We start from the raw sequence: 19,155 nt of genomic DNA on the forward strand, positions 1-19,155 counted from the left end.
TCAGGACCCGGCACCGCCGCTCGCGACCGGAATGCCCGCTCCGAGGGCCGCGACATCTCCCTTGGGCTGCTCCTTGGTGGGGTCGATGAACGGCTTGGGCACCACCACCGCGTCGACCGGCTCCGTGCCCGAGGGCAGCTGCGCCCCCAGGCGTTCGCCGACGTCGACCGTGAAGCGGGTCCCGATCTCCGAGAGCGCGGAGGGCACCAGGGCGAGGGCGATGTTCTTCTCCAGCCGGGGCGAGTAGCAGGCGGAGGTGACCGTGCCGACCACCTCGCCTCCATGGAGGACTGGGAAGGCATCGATCATCGAACCGTCGTTGTACGTGCCCAGGCGCTCCCCGCCGAGCTCGAGGCCCACGAGCCGGCGCGCGGGCCCCTCGGCCTTGATGCGGCGCAGGGCGTCCTTGCCGATGAAGTCCGCCTCCTGCTCGAGATCGACCATCCAGTCATAGCCCATGCCCACCTCGAAGGGGTTGGTCTCCACCGTGATGTCGGCGCCGTGGGCGAGCATGCCGCCCTCGATGCGACGGATGTGGCAGGGACCGATGACCCTCAGACCGTGGGGCTCCCCGGCCGCGAGCACGAGGTCCCACAGCCGCTCGGCATCGCGGGAGGCGTGATGGACGTAGATCTCGTAGCCGATCTCGCCGGTGTACCCGGTGCGGGAGACGGTCACCTCGATCCCGTCGATGGTGAAGTCGTGCAGATAGTAGTAGCGCAGGTCCGCCACCTCCTCACCCAGGAGATCGCGCATCACGGCGAAGGATCTCGGGCCCTGCACCTGCACGGGGCCGACGTCGACCTCCTCGATCCGCACCTCCACCCCGGCGTTGATGGCGACTCCGCGGGCCCACAGCAGCACGTCGCTGTCCGCCAGCGAGAGCCAGAAGCGGTTCTCCTCCAGCCGCAGCAGGACCGGGTCGTTGATGATCCCGCCGTGCTGATCGGTGAGGAAGACGTATTTGCACTGCCCGACCGCGCACTTCGAGAGGTCACGGGTGATGAGCAGGTTGGTGAAGTCGAAGGCGTCGGGGCCGGAGATCTCGATCTGTCGTTCGACGCCGACGTCCCAGAGGGTGACGCCCTCCAGCAGCGCCCAGTACTCCGCGACCGGGTCGCCGTAGTGCCGGGGGTGGTAGGTGTGGTTGTAGACGCTGTACATCTGCACGCCGTGACGCCGCGAGGCGTAGAAGAACGGCGACTTGCGGATGCGGGGGTAGAGGAGAACGCGGGGTTCCTGGTGCACGGTCATCATTGGCCTCCCTGGGCGGGTCCGTACTCCACTCTCGCACCTCTGTGCGCTATACGCAATGGCCTGCGTATAGCGCAAACCTCCTGATGGTGTGGTTACTATGGGGGATGGTCGAGAACGGGACGGTGCAGTCGGTCGAACGGGCCGCGCAGGTGATGGAGATCCTCGCGCGGGAGGGGACGGCGGGGGTCGGGGAGATCGCCCGGGAGCTGGGGGTGCACGGGTCCACCGCGTCCCGTCTGCTCACCGCACTGGAGGCGTACGACCTGGTGGAACGCGACGGGGACGGGGGCAGGTCACGTCTCGGGGTGGGGGTGCTGAGGCTCGCGGCGGCAGCCCGGAACGGGATGGATCTGACCGTCCAGGCGGGACCGGTGTGCGAGGCGCTCGCCGAGGAGCTCGGGGAGACGGTCAACGTCGCGGTGCTTCGGAACGGCGCCGCCGTCAACGTCCACCAGGCGCAGGGCGGGAGAACCGTCGCCCTGCACAACTGGGTGGGGTACCGGACGGTTCTGCACGCCACCTCGAGCGGGAAGATGCTCATGGCGCACCTGCCGGCCGCGACTCTGGAGGCCGCGCTCGAGGCACCTCGGGAGTCCTTCACCGCAGCCACCATCACCTCCGCCGAGATCCTGCGACAGCAGTTCGCCGAGGCGCGCGAGCGGGGATGGGCCGAGGCGGTCGAGGAGTTCGAGGAAGGCCTGAACGCCGCAGCGGTCCCGATCCGCGGCCCGGAGGGGGAGGTCATCGCGGCCGTCTCCGTCGCGGGGCCCGCCTACCGGCTGGCGCCCGAGGACCTGCCGCGGGCGGCTGAGGTGCTGCTGCGCGGGGCGGCGCAGATCTCGCGCCGGCTCGGCCATCGCGCCGAGGCTGACGGGTGACGTCTCCTGAGCCGTCCGCGGCCGAGGACGGCCCCGGTGCTCAGCCCTTCATCCGCGCGTCCTGCGGGTCGAAGGCGGGTGTGCGGCCGGCCGTCAGCACCGTGACCGGATGGCGTCTGCCGAGGTACTCGACCTGGAGCGCGGTGCCCGGGACGGCATGCTGCGGCGGCAGGTACGCCATCAGCAGGTAGCGGCCGAGCGATGGCCCGGGCCCGGCGGAGGTGACGGCGGAGTGTCGGCCCTTCGCATCCACCAGCGGTGCGCCCTCCAGCGACAGGACCGGTTCGCCGCCGGTCATGCAGCGGGCGACCCCGCGCTCGGAGCCTGCATCGACCGCGAGCGTGCACAGCAGCGCCGCCGGCGCGTCCCGGCGGGCGGCGAGGTAGGCGTCCCGGCCGACGAAGTCATGGGTCTTGACCTTCGGCAGCGCGAGGTCCGCCTCCACGGGGTCGTACTCCCCGGTGAGCTCGGCGCCCATCAGGCGGTAGCCCTTCTCGAGGCGTCCGGTGGTGCCGTACACCCCGATCCCGGCGGCACACAGCCCGAGGTCCTGCCCCTGTCTCCAGAGCTCGTCCCATACCCGCAATCCGTGCTCGGTGGGCAGATGGATCTCCCAGCCGAGCTCGCCCACGTACGAGATCCGCAGCAGCGAGGCGGGCACGGAGCCGATCTGCACGTCCTGGGCGGTGCCGAAGCCGAACGCCGCATCCGAGAGGTCGTGGTCGGTCACCCGCGTGAGCAGGTCCCGCGCCCGAGGGCCCCACAGGCCCAGGCTGGCGACGGCGGAGGAGGCGTCCACCAGCTGGGCCGAGCCGTCGCCGGGCAGGTGGGCGCGCAGCCAGGCCAGGTCACGGCCTCCCTCTGCGCCGCCGGTGATGACCCGGAACTCCTCCGGGCCGCGGCGCACGATCGTCAGGTCGGAGCGGAAGGTGCCCCGCGGGGTGAGCAGCGGGGTGTAGACCACGCGGCCCACGGGGACGTCGATCCGGGCCACGGCCAGCCGCTCGAGGAGATCCAGCGCCCCGGGGCCGCGGACGTCGAAGATCGCGAAGGCGCCCAGATCGATCAGTGCCACCCGCTCCCGCATCGCCAGGTGCTCGGCCTCGATGATCGGCGACCACCAGCGGCGGTCCCATTCGGCCTCGCGGGCGGGGATGCGCTCGCCGTGCTCCTCGAGCAGCCCGGCGTTGGACTCGTACCACTGCGGCCGCTCCCACCCGGCGGCTTCGAAGAACTGCGCTCCGAGAGCCTCGGTGCGGGGATGGAAGGGGCTGGTGCGCAGGGGCCGGTCGGAGAGCCACTGCTCCCGCGGGTGGGTGATCCCGTAGGTCTTCGGGAAGCCCTCGGTGGCGCGGGCCCGCACATGCTCGGCACTGCGCTGCGCCGGGGTGAAGCGGGCGATGTCCGAGCCGTGGTGGTCGATCTCGCTGGCACCGTCGGTGAGCAGCTCGGCGAGCATGCGACCCACCCCGGGGGCCTCCTTGATCCACACGGCCGCGGCGGACCACAGCCCGCCCACCTCGGGGGTCTCGCCCACCAGCGCCCCGCCGTCGGGGGTGAGGGCGAGCAGACCGTTGATCGCCGCGCGCCGAGGCGGCTCGGGGTCGGTGAGCAGCGCGGGGAACATCTGCTTCGCCTGCTCCCACTGCGGGGCGAAGTCCTCCTCGGTGAAGGGGAAGCTGGTGGGGGTGGCCTGCCCGGGGTGGTCGCCGACCGGCGGGATCTCCTCGGGCAGGTGCAGGAGCGGGCGGTGGGCGTAGGAGCCGATCTCCAGATCGGGCCCGCGCTGGCGCTCGTACATCAGGCAGTCCATGTCGCGCAGCAGCGGGAAGCTGATCCACTCCTCGGTCTGCGCGAGCTGGGGGATGGGGCCGACGTCGACCATCTGGTGCACCGCGGCGGCCAGCGGGATCCGCGCCCCGGCCAGGGCGGCGACGCGGGGACTCCATACCCCGCAGGCGATGACCACGCGCTCGGTCTCGATCTCGCCGCGGTCGGTGACCACCCCCCGGATGCGGCCCGCCTCGACGCGGAGATCGAGCACCTCGGTCCCGGGGAGCGTGGTCAGAGCTCCGAGCCGCTGGGCGTGCTCCCGCATCAGCTCCCCGGCACGCAGGGCATCGACGATCGCCCCGGTGGGGGTGTGGAAGCCGCCGCGCAGCAGCCTCGCGTCGCAGTACGGCACGAGCTGCTGGATCTCGGCGGGGGAGACCAGGTGCGCCTCCACGCCCCAGGCCCGCGCCGAGCTCATCCGCCGTGTCAGCTCCTGCATCCGCTCCTGGCTGCGTGCCACCTCGACGCCGCCGCAGACGGAGAGCACCCCGAGCTCCTCGTACTGCCGCAGCGAGTCCACCGTGAGATCGGTGATCTCCTTGGAGTGGTCGACGGGGAACACGAAGTTCGAGGCGTGGCCGGTCGAGCCGCCGGGATCCGGCAGCGGTCCCTTGTCGAGCTGGACGATGTCGCGCCATCCCAGCTCGGCCAGGTGGTGGACGGCGGCGCTGCCGACCACCCCGGCTCCGATGACGACGATCTCTGCACGATCGGGCAACTCTGCCATGGCGTCCTCCCGCTTCACCGTGGGCCGCTCACGCTAGACCTCGACGGCGCGTTTGACCAGGGGCGGAGCGTCAGAGCTTCCGCTGCTCGCTGGTTCCTGCGTGGGTCACCCACCGCGCCGGAAGGACCCGAATGATCGAGTTCTGGACCGTCTTCCGTGTCGGAGCTGGGTGGTGCCCGCTCTGCTAGCGTCCGAGGTGAAGAACGCAGCGGCGGAACACTCACCACGAGGGAGTTCACCATGGCACATCAGCAGGTCGCCGTCGTCGGCGGCGGAATATCCGGTCTTGTCGCGGCATTCGAGCTGAGTGAGCACGATGGCGTCGACGTCACAGTGATCGAGGCCGCGCCGGAGTGCGGCGGCAAGATGCGCGGAGACTTCAACGCGGAGACCGGGCGCTTCGAGGAGCATTCGATCCGGGCGCTCTCCTCGACGTACTGCTCGCTGTTCGACGTCTTCGCGCGCGCCGGCATCCTGGACCACCTGGACCCGGTCGCGGAGTACATCTTCTTCGAGCGTGCGAGCGGCAAGCGCGTCGCCGTCGATCGCACGGCTCCCCTCGACGCCGGGACCGTGCGCGAGCTGATCGAGACGTTCGACCTCTCGATGCCCGACATGATCCACCTCGCCCAGAAGATCCTCCACCACGTCAATGCGTCCGAGGACGAACGCGAACGGATGGCACACCAGCAGGCCGGCGACGTGATCGGCGTCGATGACTTCGGACCGGCGACCCGGCAGTTCATCGTCAACTGGTTCGGGATCCTGACCGGCGCCCGCATGCACAGCAAGGCCGTGGACATCATGGACAGCTTCGTGCTGATGTTCATGCCGATGACCGAGTCGCCGAACCTCCCGCCGGGTGAGACCTCCACGTCCTACTGCTTCAACCGGCCGACGTCCCACGCGATAGCCGCCCTGGTCGAGATCCTCGCCTCGCGCGGGGTGCGGTTCGTCCAGGAGACCCGGATGACCAACCTGGTCCCCCGAGGAGACCGGTACGAGGTCCAGACCGATGTGGGTGCTGCGGACGATCAGCTCTTCGACGCCGTGGTGATGGCTGTCCCGCACGAGGTGATGTGGAGCGTCGGCCTCATCGACAGTGCACGTCCGTTCAGCGACGAGTGGTCCTTCGGATCGCAGTTCCCGCTGGCCGAGCTGCCCGATGTGCTGACCCCCTTCGCCGGACGCTCCTACAACCTGTGCTTCGACGCCCCGTGGAACATCGTCTTCCAGCTGCAGCACAACGGGAGCTTCTGGCGCGACATCCGCTTCCCCGACGGGGCCCCGTACACCCTCTCGGCCACGTGCAGCTCACCGCACCACCAGGGGTCGCTTCACGGCAAGAGGTTCATGGACTGCACGCCGGAGGAGGCGCTGCACGAGATCCTCTTCCAGCTCGGGATGGACGACGAGGCTGCGCGGGCCGAGATCGTCCACGGAGCCGTATCGGACCCGATCTACCTCGAGTACACGAGCGACTGGGAGCCCTACGCGCAGCTGGAGACCACCGAATTCGGACGCAAGCACGCCGACGGCACGCGGTGGGTGGACAAGGCCCAGATCTACGTGCGCTCCGCCGAGGACCCTCAGGTCGGGCCGGTCACGAGGATGCCCGGCGTGTTCCTGGCCGGAGAGGTGGTCACCGTCCCGGGCAGGTGGAAGATCCCCACGATGGAGCAGGCGGCGGTCTCGGGCCGGCAGGCGGCGGCCTGGACGCTCGACCATCTGGGCCTCGAGCACAGCATCGACATCGAGGTGGCGGAACTCGAGAAGACGACTCAGGCGCGGTGGGCCTCAGCCCTGCTGCGCGGCGTCACAGCGATCACGGACAGGCTGCCCGCTCGCTGACGGCCCGGCGGCCCGGGTCGCCTCCGGTCCCGACGGCACCGTCCGCAGGACGATCGGCCGTGATCAGTACAGCTTGTGCGCGCCGCCGTCGGCCATCAGCGTCTGACCGGTCATGTATGCCGAGTCGTCCGAGAGCAGGAACGCGACGATCGGTGCCACATCGGTCTCCGGGTCGCCGAACCGGCCCAGCGGCACGTTGGCGAGCGATCTCTGATAAAGCTCCGGAGCGGCCTCGCTCCACGCCTCGACGCCGTCGGTCAGCGCCATCGGGCTCACGACGTTCACGCGGATCTCCTCTGTCGCCCACTCGTTCGCGACGACCCGGGAGAGTCCCCGGATCGCCTCCTTCGATGCGGCGTACGCAGCTTGGGTCGGCTGCCCGTCCAGTGCGGCCCCCGAGCCGAAGTTCACGATCGATCCGCCGGAGCGCGCCAGCTGAGGATGGGCCGCGAGCATGAAGTTCCGCGTGGCGGTGAAACCGGTCGAGAAGGAGAGGTCCCACATGTCCTTCGTGAGGTCGAGGAACGGCGCCTGACGGGAGGCATGCGCGTTGTTGACCAGTCCTGTCAGTCCCCCGAACCGCTCGATGGCGGTGCTGACGGCGGACTGCGCGGTCTCCTCGCGGGAGACGTCGCCGTCGAGGAAGATCACCTGCTCGCCGAGCTCGGCCTCGAGCAGAGCACCCGCGTCGGCATTGATGTCGACCACGACGACCTTCGCGCCGCGACGGACGAGGACCCGAGAGATCGCTCCGCCGATGCCCGAGGCACCTCCGGTGACGATCACGATCTTGTTCTCCAGCTGCATGGCCACGTCCTCCTCCGTCTGGTGCGTTCGTCCGAGTATCCACGCTCCGCCTCGACGGGCGCTGGGTGCCGTGCTCGCGGCGCGGGGCGCCGCCACCTCGTGAGCGGACATCTGCTCGAACGCTGATGATGCGAACCGGTGGTTGTGCAAGCAGGCACTGTTCACGGAGATCTACGGTGGCGAGGACAACGACGTCCGCGCGGATCGCGGGACTCCGTTCGACGCGGCGGGTCCACCGAGCCGGTCGACAAGATCAGCGAACCCCTCGGCAGTCTCGGCGTCGTCGAACGTCGTTGTCACGGGGGTGGGGATGCCGGGGTCGCGGTAGTGGACGCGTCAGGCGGTGGAATCGTTCTTGCGGGGGCGGCGGCTGAGGGATGCCATGCGTGTTCTCCTGTCGATGTAGTCCGGACCGTAGCCCGCAGCACTGACAGGAAACGAAAAAACGCCCTGTCACCAGGGCGTTTCTTGGGGTGATCGACGGGATTTGAACCCGCGACCGCCTGGACCACAACCAGGAGCTCTACCAACTGAGCTACGACCACCATGTGCGAGGCGAAGCCCGCAACGAGAGAACAATATACCGGTTCGCCAGGGCACATCCCAGTCCGAACCGGCTCCCGGAGGTGTGAGACACGTTGCATCGAGCGCCGGGGCCGGGTCCCCGCGGGCCCTCAGCGGGCCCGCGGGGCGCGGTCGTTCACAGCAGCTCGGCGCGCAGCTGCTCGGGAGACTTCGGGGACAGCAGGCCCGGAGCGACATCGAACGGCGTCCATGCGCCGTGCTGACCGGCAGCGGCCATCCGCGCAGCGGCGCGGGCGTAGGCGACCACCACGCTAGCGGTGAACTCGGGATTGGAGTCCTCCTGCAGGTGGTACTCGATGGTCTGCGTGGTGCCGGGGGAGGACTCCGCGGAGCGGATCACGAAACCGCCGTGAGGCATGCTCTGGTGATCCTGCGCCAGCTCCTCGGCGCTGAGGAAGGTCACCGACGTCTCGAAGGGCTCGAAGTAGTGCGGCATCGTCACGATCGCCTGGCGCACGGCCTCGGCGTCGGCGCCGTCCTGGAGCACCACGAAGCATTCCCGCGTGTGCTTGTCCCGGTTGGTCAGCTCGGGCCGCTCACCGGCGCGCACACGGTCGATCGCCTCCTGGGAGGGGATCGTGTACTGGACGGCGGCGGCGACCCCGTCGATCCGGCGCAGCGCATCGGAGTGGCCCTGGGACAGGCCGCGGCCCCAGAAGGTGTAGGTGGAGCCGGCAGGCAGGATCGACTCCCCGTAGACGCGGTTGATCGAGAACAGGCCCGGGTCCCACCCCGTGGAGATGATCGCCGTGGTGCCGGCCCCGCGGGCTACGGCGTCGACCTTCGCGAAGTGCTCGGGGATCCGGGCGTGGGTGTCGAAGCTGTCCACGACCGTGAAGCGCTCCGCGAGCACCGGAGTCTGCTCGGGCAGGTCGGTCTTGGACCCTCCGCACAGCACGAGCACGTCGAGCTCGCCCCGCATCGACTCGAGCGCATCCATCGGATGCACGGGGGTCCGTTCGTGCACGGTGTCCACGGCGGCCGGGTCACGGCGCGTGAACACGCCCACCAGCTCCATGTCCTCCTGGAGGGAGACGGCGATCTCGACGCCGCGTCCCAGGTTCCCGTAGCCGACGATGCCGATCCGGATCGCAGTCATGGCCCTCATTCTGGTCGATGGTGACAGCGGCCCGAGTCCGGGCCGCCGGGGCCGATCCTACGGAAGATCCTCGCTGCGGGCCTGCGCCGGGGCCGGTGCCCTCCCTGCGGGTGCCGGGCCGCGCCATCGACCGCGCGCACGGCGCGTTGCGCCGTCGGTGGCTCCGGGGGAGACTGGCGGCATGATCGTCGCCTTCTCCATCCAGCCCACCGGTGAGCCCTCGGATCCCGCCGTCGTACGGGACCTCGCGGAGGGCTCGGACGATGCGAGCGTGCACGACGCGGTCGCCGCCGCGGTGCGCATCGTGCGCGACTCCGGCCTGCCCACCCGCACCTCGGCGATGTTCACCGAGGTCGAGGGGGAGTGGGACGAGGTGATGGAGGTCGTCGGGCGCGCCACGGCCGAGGCCGGCCGCTACGGCTCGCGCGTCTCCCTCGTGCTGAAGGCCGACATCCGGCCCGGGCGCACCGGCGAGCTCGACGGCAAGGTCGAGCGCATGGAATCCGCGGTCGACCGGCTGGAGGGCCGCTGAGCCGACCGACCGCTCAGAGGTCCTGGTCCAGCATCCCGTCGCGCAGCGCGGCGGCGAGCGTCGGCGTCACCGGCAGGCGCGGGATGAGCGTGGCCTGCAGGGCGTGGTAGATGTCCGGCTTGCCCGGCCAGGTCACGCCCTGCGGCGCACCGGTGGCATCGAGCTCGTGGAACCAGGACCCGTCCTCGGCGTCGAGCAGGTCGGTGGCGATGTACTCCCACCACTGCTCATAGCGCTCGGCCCAGATCCGGTCCCCGGTCACCTGATGCATCACCGCGGCGGCGCCGACGGCCTCGGCGGCCACCCAGTGCATCCGCTCCGTGGAGACCGGGGTGCCGTCCCAGTCCACCGTGTACACCCAGCCCGGGTTGCCGTCGGCACCGAACGCCGCGGCGGACTTCTCCATCAGCGCGGTGGCCGCCTCCAGCATCCATTCGGGCGCCTCGCCGTCGGCCGCGAACAGCGCGGCCCGGGCATGCAGCACCAGGCGCGCCCACTCGATCCAGTGCCCGATCGTCGCCCCGTAGGGACGGAACGGGTGCGCGGGCTGGTCCCGGTTGTACCCCAGCAACGGGGACCATTCGGTGTCGAAGTGCTCCGGCAGCGCCCAGTCGTTGGCGCGGGCGAACTCGTCGATCCCGCGCGTCGCGATGCCGACGGCGCGGTCCAGCCAGCGGCGCTCGCCCGTGACATCGGCCGCCGCGAGCAGCGCCTCGACGGTGTGCATGTTCGCGTTGATCCCGCGGTAGTCCTCGCAGGCGGAGAAGGTGCGGTCGAAGGTGTCCACGCTCATGCCCGCGGACTGCTCGAAGAACTTCTCATCGAGCACGGCGAGCGCCTCGTCCAGCAGCTCCTGGGCGCCGGGGCGGCCGGCGGCCAGGGCCGAGGAGGCCGCGAGCACCACGAAGGCGTGGGCGTAGGCCTGCTTGGAGTCGTCGACCGGGGCACCGCCGGCGACGGCGGAGAACCAGCCGCCGTGCTCGTCGTCGTGGAAGACGCCGCGCAGGGAGTCCACGCCGTGATCCACCAGGTGGCCGAGACCCGGGCGGCCCAGCAGGTGCCCGAGCGCGAAGCTGTGCGTCATCCGGCAGGTGATCCACAGCTCCGAGGGCCGGTCCAGGTCGGGCGCGCCCACCTCGTCCAGCCAGGCGAAGCCGCCGTCCTCACGGGCGGAGGCGGAGCCGAACTCGAGCAGCGCGTCGGACTCGCCCTCGAGCCAGGAGCGGTGGGAGGCGCGCTGCAGCCACGGCTGGTGCGGGCCCGGGGCCGGGGTCGGGACGGCGACCGGTTCATCGCGCAGCTCGAAGGTCCTCGAGGCGATCTGGGCCTGTGCGGTGGTGGGGCCGGGCTCGTCCACCAGCAGCACCTCGCGGTAGTACTTCAGCTCCTGGATCGACTCGCGGATGTCCGCGAGCGCCCGATGGCCGCCGTGCTTGGCGGGGATGTTGTAGTAGACGCGCGGGAACCAGCGCTTGGCGAGCTCCTTCAGGCTGGAGACGTCGATGGTGCGGTAGGAGAGCCAGGCGGCGAACTCGGGCACGTCGCGGTCCAGGAACACGCGGTCGGTGCCGACGCTGTTGCCCGCCAGCGGCGCCTTGCCGGGTTCGGGGCAGTGCCGGCGCACGTAGGCCAGGCACTGCGCCTGCGCCTCCTCGAGCGTCATCCCGCCGTCGAGCTCCTCGAGCAGGCCGGAGACGGTGTGCATGTTCACCACGAAGGGATCCATGCCCTGCAGCGAGTCCGCCGGCGGTCTGATGACGAGATCGACACCGTCCCCGAGGATGTTCAGATCGGCGTCGGTCACGAGCACCGCGATCTCGACGAGCGCATCGCGCTGCTTGTCGAGGCCGGTCATCTCGCAGTCGACCCAGATGATGCGGTCGTTGATGGCACGTGTGGAGCTGGAAGTCACCGGACAACAGTAGCGCGGGGACGCACGCGGGGCCCGATCGAGGACCGCACCACCGGTTACCCTTCAGTTACCAGAGCTCATCGATGAGCCGACGCGAGCCCCGGAGGATCCTGCAGTGAATCTCTACTTCCGCCTGCTGCTGCTCATGGTCCGGGGGCGTTTCCGCGGCCGCCTCAGCATCTGGGACACCTCGCACGTGCGCTTCCGCGTCAGCCCCGGGGACCTCGACGTGCAGCGGCACATGAACAACGGCCGGTACCTGACGCTGATGGATCTGGGGCGTATGGACCTCATGGTCCGTTCGGGGTTCTGGCAGCGCATCACCGACCAGGGCTGGTACCCGGTGGTGGCGGGCCAGACCATCACCTACCGCAGGTCCCTCCAGCTGTGGGAGACCTTCGACCTCGCCTCGCGCGTGATCGGGCACGACGACCGCTGGATCTTCCTGGAGCAGGTCTTCCGCCGCGACGGGACGGTGGTGGCCGATGCGATCGTGCGCGCCCGCTTCCTGCGCCGGACCGGCGGTTCGGTGCCGATGGAGGACGTGCTGGAACTGGCGCGGCCGCTGCCGGATCATCTCGAGGTGCCCCGGTGGGTCACCGAGTGGAACGAGGGCTCCTCGCGCCACGGCCGCGAGCTCTGAGCTCCTCGACCCCGCTGGCGATCAGCAGGATCGCCACCACCACGAGCAGGACCCACTGCTCGAACACCACTGCGAGGACGCCGGCGAGCACCAGCGCGCTCAGGAAGACGATCCCGAGCACACGCTGCGGGACCCCGAGCAGGCGCGATCCGACCCGGGTGCGGGCCAGGCGCAGCAGGAGCAGCAGCGCGATCGCGCCGAACGTGAGGACCTTCAGGATCAAGGGTGGCTCCTGGTGAGACGGCGGTGGATGGCGCCCCCAGCAGGACTCGAACCTGCGACCGACGGTTTAGAAGACCGTTGCTCTATCCGCTGAGCTATGGAGGCATGGGAGCTCACGCACCGGACGGCTGCGAGCACCCGGAGAAGTCTACCGATCCCGGCGACGGGCCCGCGCACCACCGTGCACCGGCTCACGGCCCGGCATGCCGGACCCGTCCTGGCAGCGGGGACAGAACCACAGCACGCGCGGCGCGGTGCCCTCGAGTCGGGGATCGCCGAGCTCCCCGCGCACGATCCGGGCGCGGCAGCGTCGGCACGGCCTCCCGCCGCGTCCGTAGACCCAGAGGTCGCCGTCCCGACCCATCATCCCGCCGGTGGTCACCCGCACCGCACGGTCGCTGTTGAGCCTCAGCAGCCGGTGCGCGAGGTCGACGATCCGGCCGAGATCGCCTGCGGCGCTGACGGGGACCGCCGGGTGGATGCGGGCCAGGAAGCACAGCTCGCTGCGGTAGATGTTGCCGATCCCGGCCAGGAGGCGCTGGTCCAGCAGCGCGAGGCCGATCGGGCGCTCCGGCTCCGCGCCGAGATTCCTCACCGCACGCTCGCGCAGGCCCGGATCCGCGTCCCAGTCGGGATCGAGCAGGTCCGGCCCCAGATGCCCCACCAGCGTGTGCTCGTCCGCGGTGGGCACCAGCCGGACCTGCTTCACGTCATAGGCGATCGCCCGGGTCTCATGACCGTCATGGTGGCGAGCGGTGAGGGCGACGCGGATGGTGTGGGCCGGGCGAGGCCCGGCGCTGGTGTCGCTGGAGCGCAGGGGCGTCCCGTCCACATGCCAGATCCCGTCCATCATCAGGTGCGAGTGGAGCGTCAGCGGTCCCGGTCCGGGGGTGGGCGGGTCCAGCCGCATCAGCAGATGCTTCCCGCGCGGACGCACCTCGCGCACGGTCCAGCCGAGGAGGTCCGTGGTCGCGGCCCGCGGCACCCGCAGGTCGCAGGCGGTGAGCACGGCGCCGGCGAGGGCGTCGTGGAGGATCCGGCACTGCCGGGCGACGGTGTCCCCTTCCGGCATCAGCGATCTCCTGCGCGCAGCCGGATCGATCGCGGGGAGCGATAGCAGCCGGCCGCCACCAGCGCCTCCCCGACGGCGGCGACCGGGGCGCTGTCGATCGGGTGGCCGTTGATCCTCTCGATCCGCAGCTGGGGCAGGCGGGAGTCCTCGGCGATGGCCCGCACCAGCTGGGTGGCGAGGGCGGGCGTCGCCGTCTCCTCGGCCCACCACAGCAGCTGCTTCGCCCCCTTGTCCACGACCGCGCCGAGCTGCCCGCCCGTGAGCAGCGCGAGCGCACCGGCACGGCGCGCCGGCCGGACCGTGGCCCCCGCGGGAGGGGGGATCCTCAGCGGAGGCCAGGACAGCGCCGCACCGTAGGGGTTGGCGGGATCGGTCGAGGCCAGCGCGATGGTCGCGGTGCCGGCTGACGAGCCGCTCGCAGCCTGCTCGGTGAGCTGTGCGGACGTCGCCTCCTGGTCCCGGTCCCGCAGCCGGTCCACCGCCTCGACCGGAGCGAACTGGGAGGCGCCCAGCCCGTCGACGAAGTAGCCGCGACGGCAGGCACCGTTCTCCTCGAGCGTCGCGAGCACGCGGTAGACCGCGGCGAAGCCGCCGGGGATGTCCTCGACGTCCATCGCGCCGCGCGTGACCACCCCGTGCCGGTCCAGCAGCAGGGTCGCCAGTGCCGCTGCCCGCGCTGCCGGGTCGACGCCGTCCACCCGCACTGCGGACCAGCGTCCCGCGCCGACGGGGCCGGGCACGAGGTCGGAGACCGAGGCCGCTCCCTGGCGCATCATCGCCGCTGACAGTCGTGCCGCGCCCCGACGGGTCAGCGGACGGGAGCGGGCACCTGACCGTGACGTCCTGCTGGGAGCCGGACCGCGGCCATAGCTGCGCAGCGCCTCGAAGGAGTCGTTGGTGATCAGTGCGCGGAACGCGAGGTCCCACAGAGCCTCCTGCAGGGCGGCGGGCTCGACCGCATCGCCGTCGCTCGCGAGCGCAGTGAGGATCTCCCCGTGCCGCAGCGCACCGGGGGTGCCGCGCAGCAGCGTGAGGATGCGGGCGGCGGGGGTGCCCGCTGGCAGCTCGGCGGCGGCCTCCTCGAGCACCTCGGCGTCCAGCCCCAGCGGCAGGGCGTCGGCGAGATGGAGGCGGATCCAGCCGTCGTCACGGCCGAGCCGGCCGTGGCCGGTCCACACCAGCTCCCCGGCCGCGAAGGCCGCGTCCAGCAGTGCCGGGGTCATCTCCGGCAGCCGCGCGGGCAGCACCTGGGTCTCCCACGCCGACAGCGGCAGGGAGACGCCGGCGAGCTGGTCGACGACCGAGAGCAGCCCGTCGCCGCCCCGCCAGTGCGCGCTCTCCCGCCGGCCGTCCGGACGGCGGGGGACGAGGTGCTGCCACTGCCCGAGGAACTGGGCGTACACCGGGCCCGCCACCGGCGCGATCTCGCGCCGGGACGCGGCCAGGCTCGCTCGACGGATGCGCCGCAGCACCTCCGCATCCACCCACTCCTCGCCCTCGCGTCCCGGGGTGAACTCGCCCTGGGCCAGCACCCGCTCTGCGGTGAGCTGCTCGAGGGCGGTTCGCGCGACCCCGGGGGCCAGCCCGAAGGCCTCCACCGGGGCAGCGGCCGGGAACGGTCCCCGGCCCCGCGCCCAGCGCGAGAGCAGCTGGGCCACCGCCCGCTGCACGGGTGCCAGATGCGCCTGCGGGATGCCCGGCGGCAGGGCGGTACCGAGCGCATCGCGCAGCAGACCGGCGTCCTCGACCGCGGCGAGATGCTCCTGCCCGGCCAGGCGCACGGTGATGATCCGGCGCGACCGGCGCAGATCATCGAGCTCCGCCTCGAGGTCGAGATCCTCGGCGCTGCGCGCGGCGAGCTCGTCGCGGGTGAGCGGGCCGAGCCGGCGCAGCGCGTCGGCGATCTGCTCGGCACCGCGCAGCGACCGCTCCTCCGTGAGGCCCTGCAGCCGCTGCTCGACCTCGGTGATGACGTCTGCGTCCAGCAGCTCCCGCAGGCTCACCGAGCCCAGCAGCTCGGCCAGCAGGGCCTGGTCCAGCGCGAGCGCGGCGGTGCGCCGTTCGGCCAGCGGTGCGTCGGCGTCGTAGATGAACTGGGCGAGATATCCGAACAGCAGCGAGCGCGCGAAGGGGGAGGGGGAGGGGGTCTCGACCTCCCGCACCTCGACGCGGCGACGCCCCACCTGCGACATCAGCTCGACCAGGGCGGGCAGGTCGTAGACGTCCTGGAGGCACTCGCGCGCCGCCTCGAGCATGATCGGGAAGTCGGGGTGGGGACGGGCCACCTCGAGGAGGTGTGCGGAGCGCTGGCGCTGCTGCCACAGCGGCGCGCGCTGGTTCGGATCGCGTCGCGGCAGCAGCAGGGCGCGGGCCGCGCACTCACGAAAACGTGCCGCGAACAGAGCCGAGGAGCCGACCAGGCGCCGCACCTCCTCCTCGATCTCCTCCGGGGTGAAGACGAACAGGTCCGCGCCGGGAGGCTCCTCGCCGTGGGGGATGCGCAGCACGATGCCGTCGTCGGCGGCCATCACCTGGCCGTCCAGGCCGTACCGCTCCTGGACCCGGGCACCGACCGCGAGCGCCCAGGGTCCGGTGATCCGCTGTCCGTAGGCGCAGTGGAGCACCACCCGCCAGTCGCCGAGCTCGTCGAGGAACCGCTCGACCACCAGCTGCTGCGGACCGGGGACCGTGCCGGTGGCCGCCAGCTGCTCGGCCAGGTGGTCCAGCAGCACGGCGGATGCATTGTCGTCGAGCCCGAGGGCGGCCAGCTGCGCGATGGCCTCGGAGCGGTCGGCGGTGGCGAGCTCCGCCTGCGCGGTGGCGATCGCCCGGCCCAGGCTCGCCGGGCGCCCGTCCCCGTCCCCGTGCCAGAACGGGATCCGCCCGCTCATGCCGAAGGCGGGGGAGACGGTGACCCGGGAGGCGGTGATCTCCTCGATCCGCCAGCTGGTGGTGCCCAGCGTGATCACATCCCCGCGGCGGGACTCGTAGACCATCTCCTCGTCGAGCTCGCCCACCCGCCGCGGCTGGGAGTCGTCATCGCCCGCGACCAGATGCACCGGGTAGAGCCCGCGATCGGGGATGGTGCCGCCGCTGGTGACTGCGAGGCGCTGGGCACCCGGCCGGCCCGACAGCAGCCCGGTCCCGTGATCGTGCACCAGCCGCGGTCGCAGCTCGGAGAATGCGGTGGAGGGATACCTCCCGGCGAGCAGGTCGATGGTCTGGTCGAAGGCGGAGCGGGGCAGGGCTCGATAGGGATGCGCGGTGCGGACCAGCGCGAACCAGTCGTCGATCTGCAGGTCATCCATCGCCGCGGCCGAGACGGTGTGCTGGGCGAGCACGTCCAGGGCGTTGCGCGGCACCGAGAGCGGTTCGATCCGGCCGGCCATCGCTTCCTGCACCGCGACGGCGGAGCGCAGCACGTCCGCGGCATGCAGCGGGTGCAGCGAGCCGTGGGAGATCGCGCCGACGTCGTGCCCGGCGCGGCCCACCCGCTGCAGCAGGCCCGAGACGGACATCGGCGCGGCGATCTGCAGCACGAGGTCCACGGCGCCCATGTCGATCCCCAGCTCGAGGGAGGAGGTCGCCACCACGCAGCGCAGGGTCCCGGACTTCAGCTGGTCCTCGATCCCGGCGCGCACCTCCTTGGACATCGAGCCGTGGTGGGCGCGGGCGATGTCCTCGAGCTCGGGATCCGCCGGCTCGGTGGCCGGGGGCACGGTGTCGGACGGCGCCTCGGCGGCGAGGCGCCGGGCATGGAGCCGGTTGAGCTTGCCGGTGAGACGCTCGGCCTGGCTGCGGGAATTGGTGAACACGATCGTCGAGCGGTGCGCGAGCACCCTGTCCAGCACGGCCCGCTCGACGTGCGGCCAGATCGTGCCGCTGACGTCCTCGTCGTCCACGGCGTCGGGGGGCGGCTCGATCGCCTGCAGATCTGCGACCGGCAGCGTCACCGTGAGATCCCAGCGCTTGGTCGATTCCGGTCTCACCACCGTCGCCTCGCGGGACCCGCCGGCGCCGGTGAGGAAGGCGGCGACCTCCTGGACCGGTTCGACGGTCGCCGAGAGCCCGATCCTCTGCGCGGGCACCGTCAGCAGCGCATCCAGACGGGCCAGCGACAGCGCCAGGTGCACGCCCCGCTTCGTGCCCGCCACCGCATGGACCTCGTCGAGGATGACGGTGTCCACGTCGCGGAGCGTCTCGCGCGCCTGGGAGGTGAGCATCAGGAACAGCGATTCGGGGGTCGTGATGAGGATGTCCGGCGGATGGGAGACCAGCCGCCTGCGCTCGGCGGCCGGGGTGTCGCCGGTGCGCACCCCCACGCTGAGCGGGGACGCCGGGATTCCCAGCCCCTGGGCAGTGCGTGCCGTCCCCACCAGGGGAGAGGTCAGATTCCGCTCCACGTCGACGCCGAGCGCCTTCAGCGGGGAGAGGTACAGGACGCGGGTGCCCGCCCGCCGAGCCTCCGGGGCGCGGACCGTCCGACCGGTCGGCCCGGCGGGGCGCGGCAGTGCCAGACGATCGATCGCGCTGAGGAACGCGGCGAGGGTCTTGCCCGATCCGGTCGGCGCGACCACCAGCGTGTCCTCGCCCCGCTCGATCGCCTCCCAGGCCGCGACCTGCGCCGAGGTGGGAGCGGCGAACGACTCCGCGAACCATGCCTGGGTGGCGGGGGAGAAGGACGACGGGAGCGACCGGCGGGACGGGTCCATCACCCCATTGTGGACCGCACCGCCGACATCCTTGTGTCGCCGCCACCGGCCGACGAGGAGGGACGACCTGCGCCAGCCGCCGCGGCCCCCTGCCACCACGCGCTCCCTCGTGGCAGGATGGATGGCACGGCAGGTCACGCATCGGCTGGGCCTGCGTCCACCACGACGAAGGGATGATCCACATGGCGGAGTACACGCTTCCCGATCTGGACTACGACTACGGGGCGCTGGCTCCTTCGATCTCCGGCAAGATCATGGAGCTGCACCACTCCAAGCACCACGCGACCTACGTCAAGGGTGCGAACACGGCGCTGGAGAAGCTGGCGGCGGCGCGGGAGGCGAACGACTTCTCGACGGTGAACCAGTTCTCGAAGGATCTGGCGTTCAACCTGGGCGGCCACACGAACCATTCGATCTTCTGGAAGAACCTCTCGCCCGAGGGTGGGGACAAGCCCACCGGTGAGCTGGCGGCGGCGATCGATGAGTTCTTCGGCTCCTTCGACGGCTTCCGGGCGCACTTCACGGCGGCGGCGCTGGGCATCCAGGGCTCCGGCTGGGCGGTGCTGGCGTTCGAGCCGATCGGCGGGAACCTGGTGATCGAGCAGTTCTACGATCAGCAGAACGGGGTGCCGGTGGCGACGATCCCGCTGTTCCAGCTGGACATGTGGGAGCACGCGTTCTACCTGGATTACCAGAACGTGAAGGCGGACTACGTCAAGGCGATCTGGGACATCGTGAACTGGGCGGATGTCCAGGCGCGGTTCGCGGCGGCGCGCTCGAGCGCTTCCGGGCTGGTCGTCCCCACGGCCTGAGCTCCGACTGCGGGCCCGACCTGCTGCCCGCGCCTCGCGCCGGGTGCGGACGGACCGCTGAGTGTCACGGACGGGCCGATGGTGAGGAGAGCTGGCAATAGTGCCGGCTCGCCGCACCATCGGCCCGTCCGCTGCATCGTGGGTGACTCGCGAGGGACGGTTCCTCCCCAGCGCCTCACCGTCCACATTCTCGGACCGGCACTGGAGCGAGCC

The 19,155-nt window shown here is 71.3% G+C and carries 13 protein-coding genes and 2 tRNA genes; 5 read left to right on the plus strand and 10 right to left on the minus strand.

What is annotated here, in order from left to right; translation table 11 throughout:
• On the minus strand, positions 1–1,257 hold the full coding sequence (locus CFK38_RS09060) for a glycine cleavage T C-terminal barrel domain-containing protein (RefSeq protein ID WP_245850968.1): 1,257 nt from the start codon (positions 1,255–1,257) through the stop codon (positions 1–3).
• Positions 1,258–1,361: 104 nt separating this feature from the next.
• Between CFK38_RS09060 and CFK38_RS09065 the strand changes: the two genes are divergently transcribed.
• The gene (locus tag CFK38_RS09065; protein WP_096802780.1) at positions 1,362–2,135 is read left to right on the plus strand and encodes an IclR family transcriptional regulator; all 774 of its coding nucleotides are present in this window, start codon (positions 1,362–1,364) and stop codon (positions 2,133–2,135) included.
• A gap of 40 nt (positions 2,136–2,175) precedes the next feature.
• Here the strand turns inward: CFK38_RS09065 and CFK38_RS09070 are convergent, their stop codons facing one another.
• On the minus strand, positions 2,176–4,695 hold the full coding sequence (locus CFK38_RS09070) for a GcvT family protein (RefSeq protein WP_096802781.1): 2,520 nt from the start codon (positions 4,693–4,695) through the stop codon (positions 2,176–2,178).
• Positions 4,696–4,935: 240 nt separating this feature from the next.
• On the opposite strand from CFK38_RS09070, the gene CFK38_RS09075 reads away from it, so the two are divergent.
• Complete coding sequence (locus CFK38_RS09075) at positions 4,936–6,546, plus strand: FAD-dependent oxidoreductase (RefSeq protein WP_096802782.1); 1,611 nt, start codon at positions 4,936–4,938, stop codon at positions 6,544–6,546.
• Positions 6,547–6,609: 63 nt separating this feature from the next.
• On the opposite strand, the gene CFK38_RS09080 is transcribed toward CFK38_RS09075, so the two are convergent.
• The 3 genes from CFK38_RS09080 to CFK38_RS09090 form a co-directional block, all read right to left on the minus strand.
• On the minus strand, positions 6,610–7,353 hold the full coding sequence (locus CFK38_RS09080) for an SDR family NAD(P)-dependent oxidoreductase (RefSeq protein ID WP_096802783.1): 744 nt from the start codon (positions 7,351–7,353) through the stop codon (positions 6,610–6,612).
• Between the two features lie 469 nt (positions 7,354–7,822).
• A tRNA-His gene (locus CFK38_RS09085) sits at positions 7,823–7,898 on the minus strand.
• Positions 7,899–8,053: 155 nt separating this feature from the next.
• Positions 8,054–9,037 (minus strand): diaminopimelate dehydrogenase, encoded by a 984-nt coding sequence (locus tag CFK38_RS09090; RefSeq protein WP_096802784.1) that lies wholly within the window; start codon positions 9,035–9,037, stop codon positions 8,054–8,056.
• Between the two features lie 181 nt (positions 9,038–9,218).
• Here CFK38_RS09090 and CFK38_RS09095 point away from each other — a divergent pair, with 181 nt between their 5' ends.
• Positions 9,219–9,569: a thiamine-binding protein gene (locus tag CFK38_RS09095; RefSeq protein ID WP_096802785.1), complete on the plus strand. Its 351-nt coding sequence runs from the start codon at positions 9,219–9,221 to the stop codon at positions 9,567–9,569.
• 13 nt (positions 9,570–9,582) lie between these two features.
• Here the strand turns inward: CFK38_RS09095 and orn are convergent, their stop codons facing one another.
• Positions 9,583–11,481, minus strand: coding sequence for an oligoribonuclease (gene orn / locus CFK38_RS09100; RefSeq protein ID WP_096802786.1), 1,899 nt, complete (start codon positions 11,479–11,481; stop codon positions 9,583–9,585).
• Positions 11,482–11,596: 115 nt separating this feature from the next.
• Between orn and CFK38_RS09105 the strand changes: the two genes are divergently transcribed.
• Positions 11,597–12,124, plus strand: a complete 528-nt coding sequence (locus CFK38_RS09105) for an acyl-CoA thioesterase (RefSeq protein WP_096802787.1) — start codon at positions 11,597–11,599, stop codon at positions 12,122–12,124.
• Here the strand turns inward: CFK38_RS09105 and CFK38_RS09110 are convergent.
• From CFK38_RS09110 to CFK38_RS09125, 4 genes are all read right to left on the minus strand, one after another.
• Entirely contained in the window at positions 12,078–12,347 is a 270-nt protein-coding gene (locus CFK38_RS09110) for a hypothetical protein (protein ID WP_096802788.1), read from the minus strand. The genes CFK38_RS09105 and CFK38_RS09110 overlap by 47 nt on opposite strands.
• Before the next feature lie 28 nt (positions 12,348–12,375).
• Positions 12,376–12,451, minus strand: a tRNA-Arg gene (locus CFK38_RS09115).
• A gap of 43 nt (positions 12,452–12,494) precedes the next feature.
• Positions 12,495–13,418, minus strand: a complete 924-nt coding sequence (locus CFK38_RS09120; RefSeq protein ID WP_096802789.1) for a DNA-formamidopyrimidine glycosylase family protein — start codon at positions 13,416–13,418, stop codon at positions 12,495–12,497.
• Positions 13,418–18,130, minus strand: coding sequence for an ATP-dependent helicase (locus tag CFK38_RS09125; RefSeq protein ID WP_096802790.1), 4,713 nt, complete (start codon positions 18,128–18,130; stop codon positions 13,418–13,420). Before CFK38_RS09125 ends, CFK38_RS09120 begins: the two co-directional genes overlap by 1 nt.
• Positions 18,131–18,312: 182 nt before the next feature.
• On the opposite strand from CFK38_RS09125, the gene CFK38_RS09130 reads away from it, so the two are divergent.
• Entirely contained in the window at positions 18,313–18,942 is a 630-nt protein-coding gene (locus CFK38_RS09130) for a superoxide dismutase (protein WP_096804289.1), read from the plus strand.
• Positions 18,943–19,155 lie beyond the last annotated feature (213 nt).

Source organism: Brachybacterium vulturis (assembly GCF_002407185.1).
Classification (GTDB): Bacteria; Actinomycetota; Actinomycetes; order Actinomycetales; family Dermabacteraceae; genus Brachybacterium; species Brachybacterium vulturis.

Excerpts from the sequence above, each read along its gene's own strand:
- CFK38_RS09130 (WP_096804289.1), top strand. The coding sequence starts at position 18,313 with ATGGCGGAGTACACGCTTCCCGATCTGGACTACGACTACGGGGCGCTG.
- CFK38_RS09070 (WP_096802781.1), bottom strand. The coding sequence starts at position 4,695 with ATGGCAGAGTTGCCCGATCGTGCAGAGATCGTCGTCATCGGAGCCGGG.
- CFK38_RS09095 (WP_096802785.1), top strand. The coding sequence starts at position 9,219 with ATGATCGTCGCCTTCTCCATCCAGCCCACCGGTGAGCCCTCGGATCCC.
- CFK38_RS09120 (WP_096802789.1), bottom strand. The coding sequence starts at position 13,418 with ATGCCGGAAGGGGACACCGTCGCCCGGCAGTGCCGGATCCTCCACGAC.
- CFK38_RS09060 (WP_245850968.1), bottom strand. The coding sequence starts at position 1,257 with ATGATGACCGTGCACCAGGAACCCCGCGTTCTCCTCTACCCCCGCATC.
- CFK38_RS09080 (WP_096802783.1), bottom strand. The coding sequence starts at position 7,353 with ATGCAGCTGGAGAACAAGATCGTGATCGTCACCGGAGGTGCCTCGGGC.
- CFK38_RS09065 (WP_096802780.1), top strand. The coding sequence starts at position 1,362 with ATGGTCGAGAACGGGACGGTGCAGTCGGTCGAACGGGCCGCGCAGGTG.
- CFK38_RS09075 (WP_096802782.1), top strand. The coding sequence starts at position 4,936 with ATGGCACATCAGCAGGTCGCCGTCGTCGGCGGCGGAATATCCGGTCTT.
- CFK38_RS09090 (WP_096802784.1), bottom strand. The coding sequence starts at position 9,037 with ATGACTGCGATCCGGATCGGCATCGTCGGCTACGGGAACCTGGGACGC.
- CFK38_RS09125 (WP_096802790.1), bottom strand. The coding sequence starts at position 18,130 with ATGGACCCGTCCCGCCGGTCGCTCCCGTCGTCCTTCTCCCCCGCCACC.